Source organism: Vibrio sp. 03_296, from assembly GCF_002265885.1.
In genome coordinates, this window is sequence record NZ_NPKW01000115.1 from 1 (window position 1) to 20,015 (window position 20,015).

A 20,015-nucleotide genomic window follows, 5' to 3' on the forward strand; every position below is an offset into this window, starting at 1 on the left:
CGGTAAGAACCGAAGTGCTTGTCAAGGATCAAAAGAGCTGTGTTCACACAGCTCTTTTGCCTTTCAATGAACAAGGATTATTTGCTCTGTGCACGCTGATAAGAATCTAGGATCTCTTTGCGCGCGGCTTCCACGTCTTCCCAACCATCTACTTTGACCCACTTACCTGATTCAAGCTCTTTGTAGCGCTCAAAGAAATGGGTCGATTTGCGCTTTGAGCAACTCAGGTAGATCGTTGACGTCTTGGATATGATCGTACTCTTTGGACAGTTTGGAGTGTGGTACTGCCACGACTTTGGCATCTTCGCCGGATTCATCGGTCATTTTAAGCACGCCCACCGGGCGACAACGGATCACTGAACCAGGCATCAARGGGTAAGTGGGTGGACACACATCGACAGGGTCGCCATCCAATGAAAGCGTGTGATTAACGTAGCCATAGTTGCATGGATAGAACATCGGCGCCGACATAAAGCGATCAACGAACACCGCGCCAGACTCTTTGTCCACTTCGTATTTGATCGGATCCGCGTTGGCTGGGATCTCAATAACCACATACAGATCATCAGGCAGTGATTTGCCCGCCGGGACGTTATTTAAACTCATGAGTGATTTCCTTTTCTTTAGTTTTTGGGCTGAACGGTGATAATTTAGCCGCAAACAGGCAGAGCTGTAAACCGAGTGCGTTGGGCTTTCCAAAGTGGCTAACAAAAAGCGCCTGCTGTTGCAGGCGCTTTGTCTCATTCTTTAGGCTTCGTCACGATAGACTTCGAGGAACTCTTCGACTTTCTTCACCATGTTGGTGGAGCCAACAAAGAAAGGCACGCGCTGATGCAGTTCTGTTGGTTTTAAATCAAGAATGCGGTTTACCCCGTCAGAAGCCAAACCACCGGCTTGTTCAATCAAAAAGGCCATCGGGTTGCATTCATACAGCAAACGCAGCTTACCCTGAGGGTGGCTTTGTGTGCTTGGGTAAAGATAAATACCGCCCTTAAGCAGGTTGCGATGGAAATCCGCCACGAGCGAGCCGATGTAGCGTGAGGTGTAAGGACGGCCATCTTCTGGCACATTTTCCTGACAATACTTAATGTATTTTTTCACGCCCATAGGGAATCGAATGTAGTTGCCTTCGTTAATTGAGTAGATCTTGCCATCTTTCGGGATCATCATATTTTCGTGCGACAGACAGAAGGTGCCGAGTGATGGATCGTAGGTGAAACCATTCACGCCATTGCCCGTGGTGTACACCAACATGGTGGAAGAGCCGTAAATGATGTAACCCGCGGCCACTTGTTTGTGCCCTGGCTGCAAGAAGTCTTCTTGAGTCGGAGGGGTGCCAATAGGGGAAACTCGACGGTAAATAGAGAAAATGGTGCCGACAGAAACGTTAACGTCGATGTTTGACGACCCATCAAGAGGGTCCATCAATACCACGTATTTGGCGTTTTTGTTGAGCTCTTTATTAAAAGCAACCGCTTCATCTTCTTCTTCACTCGCTACGCCACACACTTGGTCGCGTGCTTCGAGTGCCGATTTGAATTTTTCATTCGCATAGACGTCCAACTTTTGTTGAACTTCGCCTTGTATATTCTCTACTCCTGCCGCGCCTGTGATATCAACGAGACCCGCTTTGTTGATTTCACGGTTAACGATTTTGGCCGCCAAGCGAATCGACGACAAAAGAGAAGAGAGATCACCGCTAGCGTGGGGGAAGTCCGCTTGTTTCTCAACAATGAACTCGCCAAGGGTGCGCATTCCAGACATGTTATTTCCTTAAACTTCGCTGAATAATGTTGGGGGAGTTTGAGCTGCATCTCTTGATGGATGTGACGAAGGTTATCGTTTGCGCTCCCAATAAGTGTAAGGTTTAGATCTTATTAATGGTAATGAAGTAACCGACGCAGATCTCAATTTGTATGTCGAATGAAACCGGTTGATTACACGGAAGAGTTCGATAAAAAGTGGCTGAAAAAACAGCGTTTGCTTCAACCCAACAGCAAAAACTGAGCGGCATGTGGTACAAGGCCAATAATGCTGCTCGCTTTTCTAACGGTTATCATGATAATGAGAACGAGAAAAAACAGTCTGATGGCAGGATTCAATTTATGCATATTCATATCTTGGGAATTTGTGGCACTTTCATGGGTGGTGCTGCGATTTTAGCGCGACAGTTGGGCCACAAAGTGACCGGCTCTGACGCCAATGTTTACCCACCAATGAGCACCTTGCTCGAGTCTCAAGGCATTGAAATTATTGAAGGCTTTGACCCTTCTCAGCTCAATCCTGCGCCAGACTTGGTGGTAATTGGCAATGCCATGAGCCGTGGTAACCCTTGTGTTGAATATGTGTTGAATCACAACCTGCGTTATACCTCTGGGCCGCAGTGGCTGCAGGAGTTTTTGTTGCATGACCGCTGGGTGCTCGCGGTATCGGGCACGCATGGCAAAACCACTACCTCGAGCATGCTGGCGTGGATTTTGGAAGATTGTGGTTACCAGCCGGGATTTCTTGTTGGTGGCGTGCTCGGTAACTTCGGTGTCTCCGCGCGTTTAGGCGAAAGCATGTTTTTTGTCGTTGAAGCCGACGAATATGACAGTGCTTTTTTCGACAAGCGATCTAAGTTTGTGCATTACCATCCTCGCACCTTGATCATGAATAACTTAGAGTTTGATCATGCAGACATCTTTGATGATCTTGAAGCGATCAAGCGACAATTTCACCACTTAGTGCGTACTGTTCCTGGTAATGGCCGTATTTTGGCGCCCAAGCAAGACGTCGCATTAGCGGATGTGTTGTCACGAGGCTGCTGGAGTGACCAGGAGTTTTCCGGTCAAGATGGAGAGTGGCAAGCGGTCAAACTCAGCAAAGATGGTTCACACTTTGAAGTGTGGCTGCATGGTGAGCAAGTGGGCACGGTGCAATGGGACTTAGTCGGTGATCATAATGTCGATAATGCGTTGATGGCGATCGCAGCGGCGCGTCATGTGGGTGTGACGCCTGATCTGGCTTGTGAGGCACTAGGGCGCTTTATCAATACCAAGCGTCGCCTAGAGCTGAAAGGGGAAGTCAATGGTGTGGCGGTGTATGACGATTTTGCCCATCACCCAACTGCGATTGAACTGACGCTCGCTGGTTTACGTAATAAGGTGGGCGATAAGAAAATCATCGCGGTACTGGAGCCACGCTCAGCCACCATGAAACGTGGTGTTCACAAAGAGACTTTGGCGGCTTCACTCAAGCAGGCGGATGAAGTGTTCCTTTACCAACCAGAGTCAATTGCTTGGTCGGTGCAGGACGTGGCGGCTCAATGTCAGCAACCCGCATTCACCAGTGATAACATTGACCAGTTTGTGGCGAACATTGCGCAGCGCGCCGAGGCAGGAACACAGATTTTGGTCATGAGCAATGGCGGTTTTGAGGGTATTCACGGTAAATTACTGACCGCTTTAGAGAAATCAACGCGCTAGAAAATACATACATTAGATGAGCATGAGAAACCAAGAAAAATCGATCACGTTAGCCTTTACTGGCGCCTCTGGCGCGCCTTATGGGCTACGTTTATTACAGCAATTACTGGCGGCAGACTACCGTGTCTACCTGCTGATCTCTTCTGCGGCAAGAGTGGTGTTGGCTACCGAGCATGGTCTCAAACTGCCAGCCAATCCTGACGCCGCGCAGCAAGCGCTAGTGAAGCATCTGGGTTGTCCTGCCGACAAGCTGGTGGTATGCGGTAAAGACGATTGGTTCTCGCCAGTGGCTTCTGGCTCGGCCGCACCGAAGCAGATGGTGGTTTGCCCTTGCTCGGCAGGGAGTGTAGCGGCGATTGCTCATGGCATGTCAGACAATTTAATTGAGCGTGCCGCTGATGTGGTGATGAAAGAGCGTGGCCAATTGATTTTGGTGGTGCGTGAAACGCCCTTTTCGACCTTGCATCTTGAAAACATGCACAAGCTTTCGCAGTTAGGTGTCACTATCATGCCCGCCGCGCCGGGTTTCTATCATCAACCTCAGTCGATAGACGATCTGATTGATTTTATGGTCGCGCGTATCTTGGATCATCTCGGCATTGAACAGGTTTTGGTGCCGCGTTGGGGATACGATCATCGCAATGATGGTGACTCTGTATAGCCAAGCGAAGGCATTCCGATTACAATCCGAAACACTCATCGGGGAGCTTATCTGTTTGCACATTGGTGCATTACAGAGGCTGAGATTAGGCCTGTGCCTAGGACCCGTAAACCTGAACCAGATAATGCTGGCGTAGGAATTGAGTCGGGATTAATTTGTAAGGACGATTAACACCTACCTCAAGCCTGTGCCGCTCAACTCATGTCAAATGGAGAGCGAGCCGTGAAACACACTCTAAACCTGATAGCCCTAGCGTCAATCACTTCAATGATGGGCATCTCTTCTTCTGCACTTGCGGCGGATAAAACCTTAACCATTTACACCTACGATTCTTTTGCCTCCGATTGGGGCCCAGGCCCGACGGTCGAAAAAGCATTTGAAGCGCAGTGTGGCTGCGATGTGAATTTTGTCGCGCTGGACGATGGGGTATCGATTCTCAACCGCTTGCGTTTAGAAGGCAGTAATACCAAAGCGGATATTGTTTTAGGTTTGGACAATAATTTGATGGCAGAAGCCAAAGCCACAGGCTTACTTGCACCACATCAAGTGAACACCCAAGCGCTTTCGTTACCAAATGGTTGGGCTGACGACACGTTTATTCCTTACGACTACGGTTACTTTGCGTTTGTTTACAACAAAGACAAACTGGCGAATCCACCAAAAAGCTTAAAAGAGCTGGTGGAATCACGTGATGATCTGAAAGTCATCTACCAAGACCCTCGCACTTCTACGCCCGGTCAAGGTTTGATGCTGTGGATGAAGTCGGTGTATGGCGATGACGTGACGGGCGCATGGCAGCAACTGGCGAAGAAAACCGTGACGGTCACGAAAGGTTGGTCGGAAGCGTACTCGATGTTCCTCAAAGGGGAATCGGATATGGTGCTCTCTTACACTACCTCACCAGCGTACCACCTGATTGCTGAAAATGACGCACAATTTGCAGCGGCAGATTTTAGCGAAGGTCACTACATGCAAGTGGAAGTCGCAGCAAAAGTGAAAAGCAGCTCAAATCAAGCGTTAGCCGATCAGTTTATGCGTTTCATTTTAAGTGATGAGTTCCAAGGGGCAATGCCTACGGGCAACTGGATGTACCCAGTGACCAACGTGACGCTGCCAGAGGGCTACGGCAGTTTAACGGTGCCTGAGAAGGCATTGAGTTTCAGTGCAGAAGAGGTGGCGAAGCAGCGTAAAGCTTGGATTCGCGAATGGCAAAGCGCGTTGACGTTTTAAGGCGTAGCATTGAATTCGGTTCCTAAATTGGGCATTGGGGTCGCGATGATCATCGCGACCTTTGTTGTTTCTGCTCTCTCGGCGCTCTTGTTGGCGACGCCGACGCTGGATCTCACTGCGGTATGGCAAGATCCTTATTACCGCCATGTTACGCAATTTAGTTTTCTTCAAGCGACGTTGTCGATGCTGCTGAGTGTCAGTTTGGCGCTTCCCGTCGCACACGCCTTGTCTCGGCGACATTTTGTTGGCCGTTCGTTATTGCTCAAATTGTTTGCGTCCACCTTGGTGCTGCCAGTATTGGTTGGCGTGTTTGGCTTGTTGGCCATTTATGGGAACAGTGGTTGGTTGGCGAGTATATTGGCAAGCTTTGACGCCAAATTGCCCTTTTCTATCTATGGATTGAGCGGCATTTTGCTCGCGCACGTGTTTTTCAATTTACCGTATGCGGCGCGATTGCTGCTGCAAACCTTAGAGTCGATTCCGGCAGAGCAGCATAAACTGGCGGCTCATCTTGGTATGAACAGTTGGCAGAAGTTTCGTTGGGTCGAATGGCCGCGATTGCGTCAGCAACTGCCACATGTGTGTGGCTTGGTGTTCATGCTTTGCTTCACCAGCTTTGCCGCGGTGATGGCATTGGGCGGTGGGCCAAAGTCGACCACGATTGAACTGGCCATCTATCAAGCGATTAAGTTCGATTTTGATTTGCGATCGGGGGCGTTGCTCGCGATTTGGCAGATGCTGCTGTGCACGGTTTTAGTTCTGAGCATCCAACGTTTCACTAAGCCATTACCTGTTAGTGTTGGCAGCCAGCAAAGGCTTGAACCTATCACACCACCAAGCGGGTTGCAGAACATTTGGGACGCGATATGGATAGTACTCGCATGTCTACTCGTCATACCGCCGCTTTTGATGGTGGTCATTAGTGGTCTCAACAGCAAACTGCCCGAAGTGATAAGCGATGGACGTTTTTGGTCGGCAATGTGGGCATCGTTTCGCGTTGCGCTTGGTGCAGCCAGTTTGGCTGTGGCTGCCGCTATTACCATCTTATTGACTAGCCGTGCTTGGCGACTTCGAGCTCAGAGACATCGAGCAGACGGCATTGAAATGATTGGCACTATTATTTTGGTGACGCCAGGTTTGGTGGTGAGTACTGGGTTGTTTTTATTGCTGCGCAGTTTTGCAGATGTGTTCAGTTTGGCGCTGTTGATCGTCATCCTCGTCAACAGTTTGATGGCATTACCCTACGCGATTAAAACGCTCGCTCAGCCGATGCTGCATTGCGAGCAGCAGTATCAATACTTGGCTGCTACATTGGGCTTAAGTGGGTGGAATCGTTTTAAAATCGTTGAGTGGCGCGCACTGCGTAAACCTTTCGCCAATGCGTTTGCGCTCTGTTTTATGTTTTCCATTGGTGATTTGAGCGCAATTGCCTTATTTGGTAGCCAAGATTTTCGTACCTTACCGCTCTATCTGTACCAGTTACTCGGCAGTTATCAAATGGAGGCAGCAGCGGTGGTGTCACTCACGTTATTGCTGCTGAGTGTCGGCTGTTTTGCCCTGAGTGAGTCCTTACTCAGCACCAAATCGAATCAACATCAGGAGAAGTCACCATGCTAACGCTGCAACAGGTGCATTATTACTATCATCAAGACCTGTTTGCTTTTGATTTAGAGGTAGAAGCAGGCAGTATTGTGGCGTTGATGGGGCCAAGTGGGGCAGGAAAGTCCACCTTGCTGGCGCTGCTGGCAGGGTTCATTTCGCCTCAGTCGGGTCGCATGGCATTGGAGGGGCGTTTGCTCAATACGCTTTCTCCCGCGCAGCGCCCTTTCTCGATGTTGTTTCAAGAACACAATTTGTTTGCTCATCTTACGGTGCGTGACAACATTGCGTTGGGATTGCATCCCGGTTTGAAGCTGACGTCACAGCAACAAAAGCAAGTGGAGCAAGCGGCAAAGCAGGTTGGCATTGAAGCCTATTTAGATCGGCTGCCAGAGCAGCTCTCTGGTGGTCAGCGACAGCGAGTGGCCCTTGCGCGTTGTTTTGTCCAGCCCAACCCAATTTGGTTACTGGATGAGCCGTTTTCCGCGCTCGATCCCGTCTTGCGTGAAGAAATGCTCTCGCTCGTCAAACAGCTGGCGCAAGAGCGCGCCATTACGGTATTGATGGTGACGCACCATTTAAGTGATGCACGTGCCATTGCTAGCCATTTTGCCTATATCGACAAGGGTACCATTGCCGCGCATGGACCCATTACAAGCCTCAATGAAAAGCACAGCCACCCTGAGTTGGTAGCGTTCTTCCAAGCCGCAGTATGATAGATAAAGGCGGCAACGATCTGTTGTAGTGCAGAGATAAAAAAGGTTGGCAGTGAGCCAACCTTTGTTTCTTATCTTTTACAGTGTCGCTATTACTGTTTTAGCTCGTTTTCGATCGAGTCTGAAACCGCGTCATCATTAAGCTCTTTTAAGATCTGGAAGATTTCACGATACGACTTTGGTGGTTTGTTCGCTTGTCTCTCTTTTGTCGCCATACGAGCTAACTGGCGCAAACGCTGGCGATCTGCTTTAGGGTAAAGTGCAACCACATCATCAATTGCACTATCACCTTGTTCAACAATACGCTCACGTAGCGTTTCTAGCTTGTGCAGCACAGCGGTGCTTTGCGAGTGCTTGTTACGGATTTTGTCCAGCGCCGCTTGAATTGGCTCTGGATCTTCTTGGCGCATCACTTTACCAATGTATTGCAACTGGCGACGACGGGCCTCGTTTTTGAAACGCTGCGCATCTTTGATTGCATCAAGTAACTCTTCGCTGATTGGGAACTTAGCCAATACCGAAGGTTTGAGTTCCACTAGCTCTTCACCCAACTTCTGTAGCGCGTCCATGTCACGCTTCATTTCAGACTTGCTGACGAGGATGTACTCTTCTTCAGGTTCCCATGGCGCTTTTTGGTTTTTACGGGCCATCTTTTCTGCCTATATCACTTTCTCAAAATAAGATTAGCCCTATTTTAACAAGAATCGTGGGGAGAAAGCGAAATTCTTGTTATTCTTATGCCATTACAAATCAAAGATGATTGAGATATGGATGTAAAACAGCAAGTTGCTCAGCAAAGAGTTGAGCTCGAAGCCGCGGTTGCCAAAGCGCTCGCGCTGGCAGCGCAACATAGCGATGGTGCTGAAGTTGCGATCAACAAAACCACGGGCTTAAGTGTTTCGACTCGCATGTGTGAAGTAGAAAACGTCGAGTTTAACAGTGATGGCGCTTTAGGCATTACGGTTTATCGTGGTCAGCGTAAAGGCAGCGCGTCGACATCGGATCTCAGTGAGAAAGCGATTGAACAGACCGTCTTAGCAGCCTTGGATATTGCGCAATACACGTCAGAAGATCCTTGCGCGGGGCCAGCTCCTGCTGAGTTGATGGTGAAAGAGATTCCGGATTTGGATCTCTTCCATCCAGATACGCCCGATCCCGATTATGCGGCGAAAATGGCCATTGCTGCTGAAGAGCATGCGCTTAACTACAGCGATAAAATTAAGCAGAGTGATGGCGCGAGTTACGACAGCCATTACGGCGTTCGCGTCTACGGCAACAGCCACGGTTTATTGGCAAGTTATGCCTCGAGTCGCCACAGCATCAGTTGTTGTGTGATTGGTGAAGGCAAAAATGGCGAAATGGAGCGCGACTACAGCTACACTGTCGCTCGTCATCGTGATGACATGTGGCGCCCTGAACAAGTCGGTCGCGAAGCGGCGCAGAAAACCATTGAACGTTTAGATGCCCGCAAGCTAAAAACGGGCAAATACCCGGTGATGTTTGCCGCGGATGTGGCAACTGGGCTTATCGGTCATTTAGTGATGGCGATCAGTGGCGGTAACTTGTATCGCAAATCGTCTTTCTTACTTGATCATTTAGGCAAGCAAGTGCTGCCAGAGTGGTTCAATATCTCGGAGCGCCCGCATATTCTGCGTGGTTTGGCATCGAGCCCATTCGACAGTGAAGGGGTTTACACGCAAGATCGCGAAATCATCACCAATGGTGTGCTCGCCACTTATCTGCTCACCAGTTACGCTGCGCGTAAAATGAATATGACGCCAACGGGTCATGCGGGGGGGATTCACAACTGGTTTGTGCAATCGACAGGGCAAAATTTCCAACAAATGCTCAAAGAGCTGGGTACGGGTTTACTCGTGACCGAAGTGATGGGGCAAGGTGTGAATGTGGTGACTGGCGATTACTCACGTGGCGCGGCGGGTTTCTGGGTGGAAAATGGCGAGTTGCAGTTCCCAGTATCAGAAATCACCATTGCGGGTAATTTGAAAGAGATGTTCCAGCAAATCGTTGCCGTTGGTAGCGATGTAGAGACGCGCTCACAAATTCAAACCGGTTCTATTTTATTGCCATCGATGAAGATTGCGGGCGAATAACCGCGATTGCGGCATTCGTTAAGAGATGAAAAAAGGTTGCTCAGTAAGCAACCTTTTTTGTTTTGTTTCTATTCTGCTTTTCATTTTGATAGCGTCAGGTCGTTAAATCAAAATGGTGGCAAGACCTAAAAACACCGATAAACCAATCACATCCGTGACGGTGGTCAGCGCCATACCGCCCGCTAAGGCTGGGTCAATGTTCATCTTCTTGAGTAGGATAGGGATGGTTACCCCGGCAATGCCCGCGACAATTAAGTTGGTCATCATTGCGGCAGAAATGATGCCGCCGAGTAGCCAGTTACCTTTCCAAGCGACCACGATACCACCGATGATCAACGCCCATAACACCCCGTTGAGAAAACCGATCGCCGCTTCTTTCATCAACAGTTCACGTTTGTTGGCATCACCGATATGACCGAGCGCTAAACCACGGATCACCAGTGCGACCGTTTGGTTGCCTGCCACGCCGCCCATGGAGGGAACAATGGTCATCAATACCGCAATGGCCGCCATCTGATCAAGGGTCGCTTCAAACATGTTGGAAACCGACGCGGCCGCTAAGGCGGCAAGCACATTCGCTCCGAGCCAAATACTGCGTTTACGCGCCGATTTAACCACGGGAGCAAAGGTGTCTTCATCGTCGTTCAAACCCGCCATACTCATCATCGAGTGTTCGGCATCTTCACGAATAACGTCGACGACGTCATCGATGGTGATACGACCAACCAGATGCTGGTTTTCATCAATGACGGGGGCGGAGATCCAGTTTCGACGTTCAAATAGGCTAGCTACATCTGAGTCGCTGGTGGTGACCGCAATCGCGTCATCCACGTCTTCCATCACTTCACTGACTTTGACATCAGGCTGGGTGGTGATGAGGATAGAGATAGGCAGTTCACCAATCAAACGGCTCTCTTCGTCAATCACGTAAAGTGCATCGGTGTTTTCCGGCAGCTCACCTTTCATGCGTAAGTAACGCAGAACCACATCGACATCAACATCACCGCGAATGGTGATCACGTCGGTGTTCATCAAGCCACCGGCCGTGTCCTCAGAATAGGACAGCGCGGTTTCCACGCGCAGACGATCCGCCGCATCCATTTGCGCCAGTACTTCGCGAGAAACGTTGTCTGGTAGGCTACGTAGAACGTAAGCAACGTCATCGGTGTCCATCCCTTCGGTCGCTTCGGCGAGATCCTCTGGGGCCATTTTTGAGACAAGGCTGTCTTTGACGTCTTCACTCAGCTCGTCAAGGATTTCACCATAATCCTCAGGGTCGGTGAGTTGCCATAAAACTTCACGGCTTTTACGTGGGGACGCTTCAAGTAGGTGGGCAATATCTTCAGGCTCCATGTCCTGAAGTTGACGTCGGACGTGAACGAAGCGGCCATTTTCGAGCGCTTCAGAAACTTCCTGGAGGGCTTGGTGAGCTTGGTCGAATTCAATTTGCTCTGCCACGGTGACCCCCTGATTCCTAGATATTTACAATGTGTTGAATAATAACTTAATTCGCCACACAAGTAACCCGAGAAAGCATGCTCACTCGACAAAACTCTGTCAGTATTTCTTCCAAAGAAATAATTGGTTTACTGAGTAACCTTGGCTATGAAAAGAATAGCAGTTGTGATGATTCGTGACAGGGAAAGTGTGCCGAGTGTGAAAGCGAAGAAGGCTATTCGCCTTCTTCAAACTTATCTTCGATAAGATGACAAATGGCGTCTAGGGCCTGTTCTGCCTGTTCGCCACTGGCATGAATGGTCACATATTGCCCTTGTGCAGACTCAAGCATGAGTAGCCCCATCACGCTGTCAGCTGCGGCGGTTTTGTTTTCTTCATTGTCGATGGTGACTTCGGCGGCAAAGCTTTGTGCCAGTTCTACCAATTTGACGGCAGCACGAGCGTGCAAGCCAAGTCGATTCTGTATGAGTACTTTGCGGCTGAGTTCCACGACTATTCCTTGTTGCGTTTTTCCAAAGTGGTATGGCGGATCTTAACGGTGTGCCCCATCGCTGCGAAATATTCGCCGATTTGCTGGGTTAAGTAGACGGAGCGGTGTTTGCCTCCCGTACAGCCAATCGCCACGGTTAAATAGCTGCGATTGTTTTTTTCCAGCAAAGGCAACCAGTGCTCGATAAAGGTTTGAATCTGTCTTTTGAGTTCTAATACTTCATCATGGCTTTCTAAAAAGGTTTTGATGGGCGCATCCAACCCCGTCATCGGACGTAGCGCGGGTTCCCAATGAGGGTTGGGCAGAAATCGGACATCAAACACATAGTCGGCGTCTGTTGGTAAACCAAATTTGAAGCCAAAAGACTCGAACACCATGATGAGCTTATTACGCTCTTTTCCTTCAATTCGGTAGCGTACGTCTTCACTGAGATCATGCAGTGATTGGTTGCTGCTGTTGAGTAAGATATCGGCGATCTCTTTCAATGGCTTGAGCATTTTTTTCTCAAGGTCGATCGCTTGATCTAGGGTATGGCACTCATCACTTAAAGAAAGAGGGTGAACGCGGCGAGTCTCACTGTAGCGTTTGAGAAGGGTAGCTTTATCCGCATCTAAAAAGAGAATCGAAAGGTCAATGCTGGATTTCAGCTTTTTTAGCGTCGTTGTCAGCTCTTTCAGTTTCTTCGGAATGTTGCGAACGTCAATGCTGACCGCGACATTCTGTTTGCTTTCCGAAACTGATTGTATGAAAGATTCCAGCAGGTTAACCGGGAGGTTATCTACGCAGTAGTAACCCATATCTTCTAACACACGTAGCGCGACACTTTTCCCTGCACCGGAGTGCCCACTCACTACAATAAGACGCATGGTTGGTTTCCGTTACTGATTGGTCATGATGTCGTACAGTTCTTGATCGCTTTGCGCTGCGCGCAGTAACTTCAGAACCTGCTTGTCGCTGAGGCGCTCTGCCATCGACGAAAGCGTTTTGAGGTGCTCTTTACACTGCTCTTCTGGGACCAATAAAGCAAAAAGGAGATCCACAGGACGGTTATCAATCGAATCAAAATCGATCGGTTCTTCACATTGCAAAAGAACGGCGACAGCTTTGTCTGCTGCGGTCATGCGCGCGTGTGGAATCGCAATACCATTGCCGATACCAGTACTGCCCATTTTCTCGCGGCTAAGCATGCATTCAAAGAGTTCGGTGGAATCTTGGCCTGTGTGCTCTGCGACCAAGTTACTGATGATTTCTAGTGCGCGTTTTTTGCTAGAACACTGGACTGCACTTTTGGTGCAGTCCAGAGAAAGTATTGTGCTAAGTTGCATGGTTAATGACTGTGTAGTTTTTCTTTGTGTTTGTTCAACTGGCGAACCAGTTTATCCACCAGCGAATCAATCGCGGCGTACATGTTCTCATCGTCAGAGGAGGCGTGAATTTCACCTTGATTGACGTGGAGCGTAGCTTCCGCGATCTGGTGAATTTTTTCAACTTTAAGTACAACTTGTATGCTATTGATGTGATCAAAAAATCGTTCAAGTTTGTCAAACTTGGTGTGAACATAGTCCTGCATTGAATCGGTAAGATCAACATGATGGCCTTGAATATTGATTTGCATAGACTTTCCTTTTCAGTTGAGGCCTAAAGTAGGCGTTTTCGCTGACTAGATGGGGCAATGCCTAAGGACTCGCGGTACTTAGCTATCGTTCGCCGTGCGACCTGAATTCCTTGGTCTGCCAGTAAGGCAGCAATTTTGCTATCACTCAGTGGTTTCGCACTGTTTTCGGCAGTGACTAACTTCTTAATGAGTGCGCGAATTGCTGTCGATGAACATTCTCCTCCACTATCCGTACTAACATGGCTAGAGAAGAAATATTTCAATTCAAAGATACCTCTAGGCGTGTGCATAAACTTCTGGGTTGTCACGCGTGAGATGGTGGATTCGTGCATCTCAACCGCGGTTGCCACATCATTTAGCACCATAGGTTTCATTGCTTCTTCCCCATACTCGAAGAAATCATGTTGATGTTCAACTATGCAACGTGCAACTTTGAGCAGCGTCTCGTTTCTGCTCTCAAGGCTCTTAATTAACCATTTCGCCTCTTGCAAATTGCTGCGAATGTACTGGCTATCGGCGCTGCTGCCTTTGCCAAGTTGCGCATATTGTTGATTGACTTTCAATTTTGGAATGCTGTCTGGATTGATCGCGACACTCCATTTGCCATGCTCTTTAAATACCGAGACATCTGGGATCACGTACTCGGGCTCGATGGCATTGATCTTACTGCCAGGCCTTGGATCAAGTTGCTGGATCAGTTTGAGCGTTTCACGTAGGTCTTCTTCTTTGAGCTTCGCTTCTTTGACGATCAGCTTGTAATCGCGATTGCCTAGCGCATCAATGTGATGGCTCAGGACCATTTTTGCTTCGGCTAGCCAAGGGGTCTCGGTCGGAAATGTGGCCAGTTGCAGCAGTAAGCATTCTTGTAGGTTTTGCGACGCGACACCCAGGGGATCGAACTGTTGGATGCGTTTGCGTACGGCTTCCACTTCGTCGAGTTCGATATCGACGCTGTTCAGGCTTTCTAAGATCTCTTCAGGGCTGATAGTGAGGTAGCCAGTGTCGTCGATGGCATCAATGATGGCAAAGGCGATCATGCGGTCAGTGTCGCTAAACGGGGTTAAATCCAGTTGCCACTGTAAGTAGTCGTGCAGTGTTTCCGTTGTTTCACCTTGATAGACCGGCATGTCATCATCGAGTGCGATGCCTGTATTGCCAGAGTTGGCACTGTAAACGTCATCCCAGGTGGTGTCGATTTCCAGTTCGCTACTGATTTCGGATTTTTCAATCACATCTGAGCTGTCAGGAATGTCGCTCTCAACAGAAAAATCATCCGAATCGGAACCTTCATTGATCGCTTTCTCTTCGCCATTCAGTTGCGCTTCTTCTTGATGCTCTTCCACTTCCAATAACGGATTTGATTCCAGTGCTTCTTGGATTTCTTGTTGTAAATCCAAGGTGGACAGCTGCAGCAAACGGATGGCCTGCTGGAGCTGAGGCGTCATGGCTAACTGTTGACCTAGCTTGAGTTGTAATGAAGGTTTCATTCAGTAGTACTTACCTTTTATTCTCGTAATTGGTTCTGTTGTTCTTCATTTAATCATAGTCGGAATTGTTCGCCGAGATAAACTTGTTTTACCTGTTCATTGTTGAGAACTTGTTCAGGTGTTCCTTCCGCAATCAAACGACCTTGGCTAACGATGTAGGCTTTTTCACAGACGTCTAAGGTTTCACGTACGTTGTGGTCGGTAATCAGGACACCTAAGCCTCGATCGCGCAGATGTTCGATAATTTTTTTGATATCAATGACCGAAATAGGGTCAACGCCGGCAAAAGGTTCATCCAATAAAATGAACTGTGGGTTGGCCGCTAACGCTCGGGCAATTTCCACTCGGCGTCGTTCACCACCGGATAATGCCATGCCCGCGCTGTGACGAATGTGCTGAATGTGGAACTCTTCTAATAAGTCTTCCAGTTTGTCCTGGCGTTCTTCGCGCGTGAGCTCGTTGCGAGTTTGCAAAACCGCCATGATGTTGTCTTCAACAGAGAGCTTGCGGAAAATCGACGCTTCTTGTGGCAAATAGCCAATGCCCAACTTAGAGCGGCTATGCATCGGAAGAATACTGATGTCACGATCATCAATCTTAATGGAGCCTTCATCGCGAGGCACCAGTCCTACAATCATGTAAAACGAGGTGGTTTTGCCTGCGCCGTTAGGGCCCAGTAATCCCACGATTTGGCCTGATTCAACCTGCAAGCTAACGTCTGTAACGACTTTGCGTTTTTTATAGCTTTTCGCTAAGTGTTTTGCGCTCAATACCGCCATTAGTTATTCACCTGACTTGGCTGTAAAACGGTGGTGACACGCTCATTTTTAGAGCTGTCGGCCATCAGTTTTTGTAAAGCAATTTGGTAGACAATTGACGAACCTTTGATGACGTTGTTGTCTTGCGCTAGCTCCGCTTGACCTTTCATGGTCAACTGATCGTTATCGATGCTGTAATCGAGCTGTTTAGCGCTGCCGCTCAGCGTTTTGCCATCATCCATCAATTGTGAAAAGGTCGCTGGCTGGCCAAAGGCTTCGATCTTTTTAATTGTATTGCTCTCAGGATCGCGTGTGACGACGATTTTATCGGCATTGATATTGATGCTGCCCTGTTTGAGAGAGACGTCGCCATCAAAGATGACTTGATTACTACGCATATCTAATTGCTGTGAATCGGAATCAATATAAACAGGCTGCTGAGTGTCAGATTTCAACGCATAGGCGTTGCTGGTGGCCAGTATAAGAGCAAAAAGACTAAGGTGTAAGGGTTTCATATCTACCTTGTACATGATTATACAGAGTCGCTGTGTTGGTTTTCAGGTTACCCTTCATCGCTTCTCCGGTGGTTTCAAATTGTGGACCAATCAATAAAACCTGCTGGTCAGCATGAAAATCTCGATTCGACAGATCGATTTCCAGTTTGTCCGTAGACAGCATTTCGAAGCTGGCGCCTGGCAACAAGTTTTGCATTCTCACGTGGTCGGAGAGGGTCAACACTTGCTCTTCATCCAGCACGGCGCGTCGAGCTGTGATTTTCCATTCGATCGTGTCGCCATCGCGGTAGATGACTAAACTCGGATTTTCAAAAACGGTATCGCCACTTTTGGCGTAGTGATCCAAATGCGACGAAGAGATCTGATGGCTTCGTATGCCATCAGAGTTGTAGCTGATGTTGTTGAGTGATTCGCCACTAAACATCGGTAGCTCTAAATTGGGGGCCACTTGTACCGATTGAGCTTCACGTTGGCCATACAAGTAGTAGCAAGACCAACTGACAACGAAAAACAGCAGCAAATAAATCAGCCGAGAAAAACTCATATACTCAGACCTTTGTGAGCGTCTAATTCTCCACGTGCCTGTAAAATGAGATCGCAAACTTCACGCACGGCACCATGCCCCCCCTTAATGCGGGTAACATAGTTGGCGCGTTGTGCCAGTAGCGGATGACCATCAGCAACACAAACTTGTAATGCTACTTTTTCCATCACAGGCCAGTCGATTAAATCGTCTCCAATATACCCGGTTTGTTCTGGGAGGATGGAGAGTTTGTCACAAATATCGTAGTAGGCGCGGACTTTATCATCCTGACCTTGATAAATGAGTGAAATACCTAATGCCTTCATTCGGTTCTCGACAATTTGTGACTGACGACCGGTAATAATCGCAATTTCAATGCCCGCATTCATAAGCGCTTTGACGCCATAACCGTCTCGGGTGTGGAAGGTTTTCAACTCTTCCCCCTGATTGCCCATATAAATCAGACCGTCAGAAAATACCCCATCCACATCACAAATGAGAAGTTTAATATCGCGGGCAATATCGACGATCGCTTGTTCTACTGGACCGTATAAAGTTTCAACGAATTGCGTCACTACATGACTCCCGCTTTCAATAAATCGTGCATGTTTAATGCGCCAACCAGTTTACCATCTTGGCACAACATTAAACCGTTAATTTTCTTCTGTTGCATGAGGTTGAGCCCTTCAACCGCGAGCATGCTTGGATTGGCAACTGTAGGGTGTTTGGTCATCACGTCGCCGATCTGTGCGCTGTGAATGTCGACACGCTTATCTAAGATACGGCGTAAGTCTCCGTCAGTAAAAATGCCGAGCAACAGATTGTCTTGACCCACAATGGCCGTCATGCCGAGGCCTTTCTGTGAGATTTCCAATAACGCATCACGCACTAAAGCATCCGGAGAGACGCGCGGTAACTGTTCGCCCGTATGCATGATGTCGTTGAGTTTCAATAATAGCTTTCTTCCCAGCGCACCACCAGGATGGGACAGTGCGAAATCCTCAGCGGTAAAGCCGCGGGCTTGCAGCAAGGCCACAGCCATAGCATCGCCCATCACTAAAGTCGCCGTTGTGCTGGTGGTTGGAGCCAAACCCAACGGACACGCCTCTTCAGGAACGGTGATTTGTAAATGGTAATCGGCCAGTTTTGCCATGGTCGAGCTGGGTTTGCCAGTCATGCTAATGATGCGGATACCCAATCGCTTTAATACCGGAAAGAGCGCGAGAATTTCTGAGGACTCACCGGAGTTGGAAATGGCAAGGACGATGTCCCCACGTTCGATCATTCCTAAGTCACCGTGCGAAGCTTCCCCTGGATGAACAAAGAACGAGGAAGTGCCGGTGCTGGCTAACGAGGCGGCGATCTTTTTCCCGATATGACCAGATTTCCCCATCCCCATAACAACCACTTTTCCGGCGTTATTCAGGATTAATTCGCACGCTTGCTCAAATTGCTCATCAAAATATTGCGACAACTGCTCAAGACCGCGTATTTCCGTGGCTAACACTTGTTTTGCTACTGCACGATAATCAAAGGACAGGGTCATGTGTACTCCTAGCGAGACAGCTTACGCTGCCATGTTCATTAACAGATAGGCCTGATAACCGATAAAGCAGGTCAGTAGAATACCACCTTCCGTACGACTAATTCTGCGAGATTTGCCCAATGCCATGACAACCAAAAGTAAGGAAATCGCCAGCATTACCCAAAAATCACGTCCCATTGCGTATTCACTAATAAATGACGGGTTGAGAATACCGGGGATCCCCATCACGGCAAGAATATTGAAGACGTTGGAGCCGATGATGTTACCGACCGCCATGTCATCTTCACCTTTCAGAGCACCCGCCAAAGAGGCGGCCAGTTCTGGCAGGCTGGTGCCCACGGCAATAATGGTTAAACCAATCACCAAGTCACTCATGCCAAAGTATTTCGCAATGATGACCGCATTATCCACTAGCATATCGGCCGCGAGTGGTAAAAGGATCAGACCAATGACGATCCACATTGCGGCTTTGGGATTGCTGACGCCTTGAGGAATTTCCGACTCTTGCTCTTCTAAGAAGGCATCTCCGGTTTTTTGTTCGCGACGGCTGATTTGCAGCATCGCGACTAGGAATAAGGTAAATAAAACAAACAGCAGCACGCCTTCATAGAAACCAAGATGACTATCCCAAAGTAGGATGCCAGCCAAGACAGTTACACCAATCATGAGCGGCAACTCGCGACGTACTACGGCAGAGTTGATCGAAAGTGGGCGAACTAACGCGGTAATACCAAGAATCAGGGCGATGTTGGCGATATTCGAACCTATAACATTACCCACTGCGGTATCGGTTTTACCGTCAAGTGCCGCGGTGGCTGAAACCATCATTTCTGGCGCAGATGAGCCCATTGCTAGGATGGTCATACCGATGACCAATGGAGAAATACCGATATTGCGAGCGAGGGCGGCTGAACCAAAAACAAGTTTGTCGGCACTCCAGACCAACAAAATGAGACCAACGATAAGCAGCGCGACGGCTTCGAGCATGATAAGTTCCAGAAAGTAATGATAAGTTGAATGATTAACCGCTAATTTTGACCTTTTGCCGACAAAAATGGAAGCCAAAGTGGTAACAAATTACATCCTCGTAAGTGGTAAAGGCTAATATGTAAGGAAAATGAGAGATGAGCCGATAAGGCGTTATTTTTCGTTAGGATTAATAAAGAGTGCAGAAAGAAAGTCTATTGAATTGAGTGATGGTTCAAAGGAATTAATCGAACACTGCTTTTAATTCTAAAATAATCTGCTTATCATGGCTTGCCGAATTTGTCGCCAATCGACACAAGTGCGATAAAAAACGCAGGGGAATACCTGAGTAAATAAAGAGAGAGTATGTCACACAACGATTTAGTAACGATTCATGGACTGACGTTTTCCCGTGGCCAACGTAAGATTTTCGACAACATCGATTTGCGTATTCCCAAAGGAAAAGTGACGGCCATCATGGGGCCATCTGGAATTGGAAAGACCACATTGCTTCGCCTGATTGGTGGGCAAATCTTGCCGGAAAGTGGTGAGATTTGGTTTGATGGTGTCAATATTCCTAGTTTGTCTCGCTCTAAGCTTTATCACGCCAGAAAAAAAATGAGCATGCTGTTTCAATCCGGCGCGCTGTTTACTGATCTCAATGTCTTCGATAACGTCGCCTTTCCTTTACGTGAACACACTCAGCTGAGTGACTCACTCATTCGCACTTTAGTACTATTGAAGCTTGAAGCGGTTGGCCTGAGAGGGGCTGCAGAACTAATGCCAAGTGAGTTATCTGGTGGCATGGCTCGTCGAGCTGCCCTAGCAAGAGCCATTGCGCTCGACCCTGAGCTGATCATGTATGACGAACCC

21 protein-coding genes, 1 pseudogene and 1 riboswitch are annotated in these 20,015 nt (G+C 48.4%); of the genes and pseudogenes, 7 read left to right on the forward strand and 15 right to left on the reverse strand.

Translation table 11 applies throughout. From position 1 onward, the window contains the following. Positions 1-77: 77 nt before the first annotated feature. Both ppa and fbp read right to left on the reverse strand, forming a co-directional pair. A pseudogene (gene ppa, locus CIK04_RS13940) lies at positions 78-606 on the reverse strand (inorganic diphosphatase). Positions 607-747: 141 nt separating this feature from the next. Further along, positions 748-1,764, reverse strand: coding sequence for a class 1 fructose-bisphosphatase (gene fbp, locus CIK04_RS13945; protein WP_080532453.1), 1,017 nt, complete (start codon positions 1,762-1,764; stop codon positions 748-750). Between the two features lie 341 nt (positions 1,765-2,105). Between fbp and mpl the strand changes: the two genes are divergently transcribed. The 5 genes from mpl (at position 2,106) to thiQ (ending at position 7,673) form a co-directional block, all read left to right on the forward strand. After that, the gene (mpl, locus tag CIK04_RS13950) at positions 2,106-3,467 is read left to right on the forward strand and encodes a UDP-N-acetylmuramate:L-alanyl-gamma-D-glutamyl-meso-diaminopimelate ligase (protein WP_046027935.1); all 1,362 of its coding nucleotides are present in this window, start codon (positions 2,106-2,108) and stop codon (positions 3,465-3,467) included. Positions 3,468-3,483: 16 nt separating this feature from the next. Beyond that, positions 3,484-4,128, forward strand: a complete 645-nt coding sequence (locus CIK04_RS13955; RefSeq protein WP_017420345.1) for a flavin prenyltransferase UbiX — start codon at positions 3,484-3,486, stop codon at positions 4,126-4,128. A gap of 29 nt (positions 4,129-4,157) precedes the next feature. Further along, positions 4,158-4,284: riboswitch (TPP riboswitch) on the forward strand. 66 nt (positions 4,285-4,350) lie between these two features. Next, entirely contained in the window at positions 4,351-5,358 is a 1,008-nt protein-coding gene (gene thiB / locus CIK04_RS13960; protein WP_038940574.1) for a thiamine ABC transporter substrate binding subunit, read from the forward strand. Positions 5,359-5,367: 9 nt separating this feature from the next. Next, positions 5,368-6,975 (forward strand): thiamine/thiamine pyrophosphate ABC transporter permease ThiP, encoded by a 1,608-nt coding sequence (gene thiP, locus CIK04_RS13965; RefSeq protein ID WP_097353283.1) that lies wholly within the window; start codon positions 5,368-5,370, stop codon positions 6,973-6,975. Next, positions 6,969-7,673 (forward strand): thiamine ABC transporter ATP-binding protein, encoded by a 705-nt coding sequence (thiQ, locus tag CIK04_RS13970; protein ID WP_097353284.1) that lies wholly within the window; start codon positions 6,969-6,971, stop codon positions 7,671-7,673. The genes thiP and thiQ overlap by 7 nt, the downstream gene beginning before the upstream one ends. Before the next feature lie 92 nt (positions 7,674-7,765). Here the strand turns inward: thiQ and yjgA are convergent, their stop codons facing one another. Next, positions 7,766-8,323, reverse strand: a complete 558-nt coding sequence (gene yjgA, locus CIK04_RS13975; RefSeq protein ID WP_097353285.1) for a ribosome biogenesis factor YjgA — start codon at positions 8,321-8,323, stop codon at positions 7,766-7,768. Between the two features lie 117 nt (positions 8,324-8,440). Here yjgA and pmbA point away from each other — a divergent pair, with 117 nt between their 5' ends. Then, entirely contained in the window at positions 8,441-9,784 is a 1,344-nt protein-coding gene (gene pmbA, locus CIK04_RS13980; RefSeq protein ID WP_097353286.1) for a metalloprotease PmbA, read from the forward strand. Positions 9,785-9,886: 102 nt separating this feature from the next. Here the strand turns inward: pmbA and mgtE are convergent, their stop codons facing one another. The 12 genes from mgtE to CIK04_RS14040 all read right to left on the reverse strand — a co-directional run bounded on the left by mgtE (position 9,887) and on the right by CIK04_RS14040 (position 19,163). Beyond that, positions 9,887-11,242 carry a magnesium transporter gene (mgtE, locus tag CIK04_RS13985; RefSeq protein WP_011078775.1) on the reverse strand — a complete coding sequence of 452 codons (1,356 nt, stop codon included), beginning with the start codon at positions 11,240-11,242 and terminating at the stop codon, positions 9,887-9,889. A gap of 214 nt (positions 11,243-11,456) precedes the next feature. Continuing rightward, entirely contained in the window at positions 11,457-11,732 is a 276-nt protein-coding gene (locus tag CIK04_RS13990) for an HPr family phosphocarrier protein (protein WP_097353287.1), read from the reverse strand. A gap of 2 nt (positions 11,733-11,734) precedes the next feature. Further along, the gene (rapZ, locus tag CIK04_RS13995; protein WP_017420350.1) at positions 11,735-12,598 is read right to left on the reverse strand and encodes an RNase adapter RapZ; all 864 of its coding nucleotides are present in this window, start codon (positions 12,596-12,598) and stop codon (positions 11,735-11,737) included. A gap of 12 nt (positions 12,599-12,610) precedes the next feature. Next, entirely contained in the window at positions 12,611-13,057 is a 447-nt protein-coding gene (gene ptsN / locus CIK04_RS14000; protein ID WP_011078772.1) for a PTS IIA-like nitrogen regulatory protein PtsN, read from the reverse strand. 2 nt (positions 13,058-13,059) lie between these two features. Continuing rightward, positions 13,060-13,347 (reverse strand): ribosome hibernation promoting factor, encoded by a 288-nt coding sequence (hpf, locus tag CIK04_RS14005; protein WP_011078771.1) that lies wholly within the window; start codon positions 13,345-13,347, stop codon positions 13,060-13,062. 23 nt (positions 13,348-13,370) lie between these two features. Beyond that, positions 13,371-14,834 carry an RNA polymerase factor sigma-54 gene (locus CIK04_RS14010; protein ID WP_017420351.1) on the reverse strand — a complete coding sequence of 488 codons (1,464 nt, stop codon included), beginning with the start codon at positions 14,832-14,834 and terminating at the stop codon, positions 13,371-13,373. 53 nt (positions 14,835-14,887) lie between these two features. Then, positions 14,888-15,613, reverse strand: a complete 726-nt coding sequence (gene lptB, locus CIK04_RS14015) for an LPS export ABC transporter ATP-binding protein (RefSeq protein WP_011078769.1) — start codon at positions 15,611-15,613, stop codon at positions 14,888-14,890. After that, positions 15,613-16,107: a lipopolysaccharide transport periplasmic protein LptA gene (gene lptA / locus CIK04_RS14020; RefSeq protein WP_097353288.1), complete on the reverse strand. Its 495-nt coding sequence runs from the start codon at positions 16,105-16,107 to the stop codon at positions 15,613-15,615. The genes lptB and lptA overlap by 1 nt, the downstream gene beginning before the upstream one ends. Beyond that, complete coding sequence (gene lptC, locus CIK04_RS14025) at positions 16,088-16,651, reverse strand: LPS export ABC transporter periplasmic protein LptC (protein ID WP_011078767.1); 564 nt, start codon at positions 16,649-16,651, stop codon at positions 16,088-16,090. Before lptC ends, lptA begins: the two co-directional genes overlap by 20 nt. Beyond that, on the reverse strand, positions 16,648-17,205 hold the full coding sequence (gene kdsC, locus CIK04_RS14030; RefSeq protein WP_013572482.1) for a 3-deoxy-manno-octulosonate-8-phosphatase KdsC: 558 nt from the start codon (positions 17,203-17,205) through the stop codon (positions 16,648-16,650). The genes lptC and kdsC overlap by 4 nt, the downstream gene beginning before the upstream one ends. Beyond that, positions 17,205-18,176 (reverse strand): arabinose-5-phosphate isomerase KdsD, encoded by a 972-nt coding sequence (kdsD, locus tag CIK04_RS14035; protein WP_017420352.1) that lies wholly within the window; start codon positions 18,174-18,176, stop codon positions 17,205-17,207. The genes kdsC and kdsD overlap by 1 nt, the downstream gene beginning before the upstream one ends. A gap of 21 nt (positions 18,177-18,197) precedes the next feature. After that, positions 18,198-19,163, reverse strand: a complete 966-nt coding sequence (locus tag CIK04_RS14040) for a calcium/sodium antiporter (RefSeq protein WP_026050418.1) — start codon at positions 19,161-19,163, stop codon at positions 18,198-18,200. A 345-nt stretch (positions 19,164-19,508) separates the two neighbouring features. On the opposite strand from CIK04_RS14040, the gene CIK04_RS14045 reads away from it, so the two are divergent. Then, positions 19,509-20,015, forward strand: a 507-nt coding sequence (locus tag CIK04_RS14045; RefSeq protein ID WP_128824623.1) for an ATP-binding cassette domain-containing protein, incomplete at its 3' end; no start/stop codon positions are given.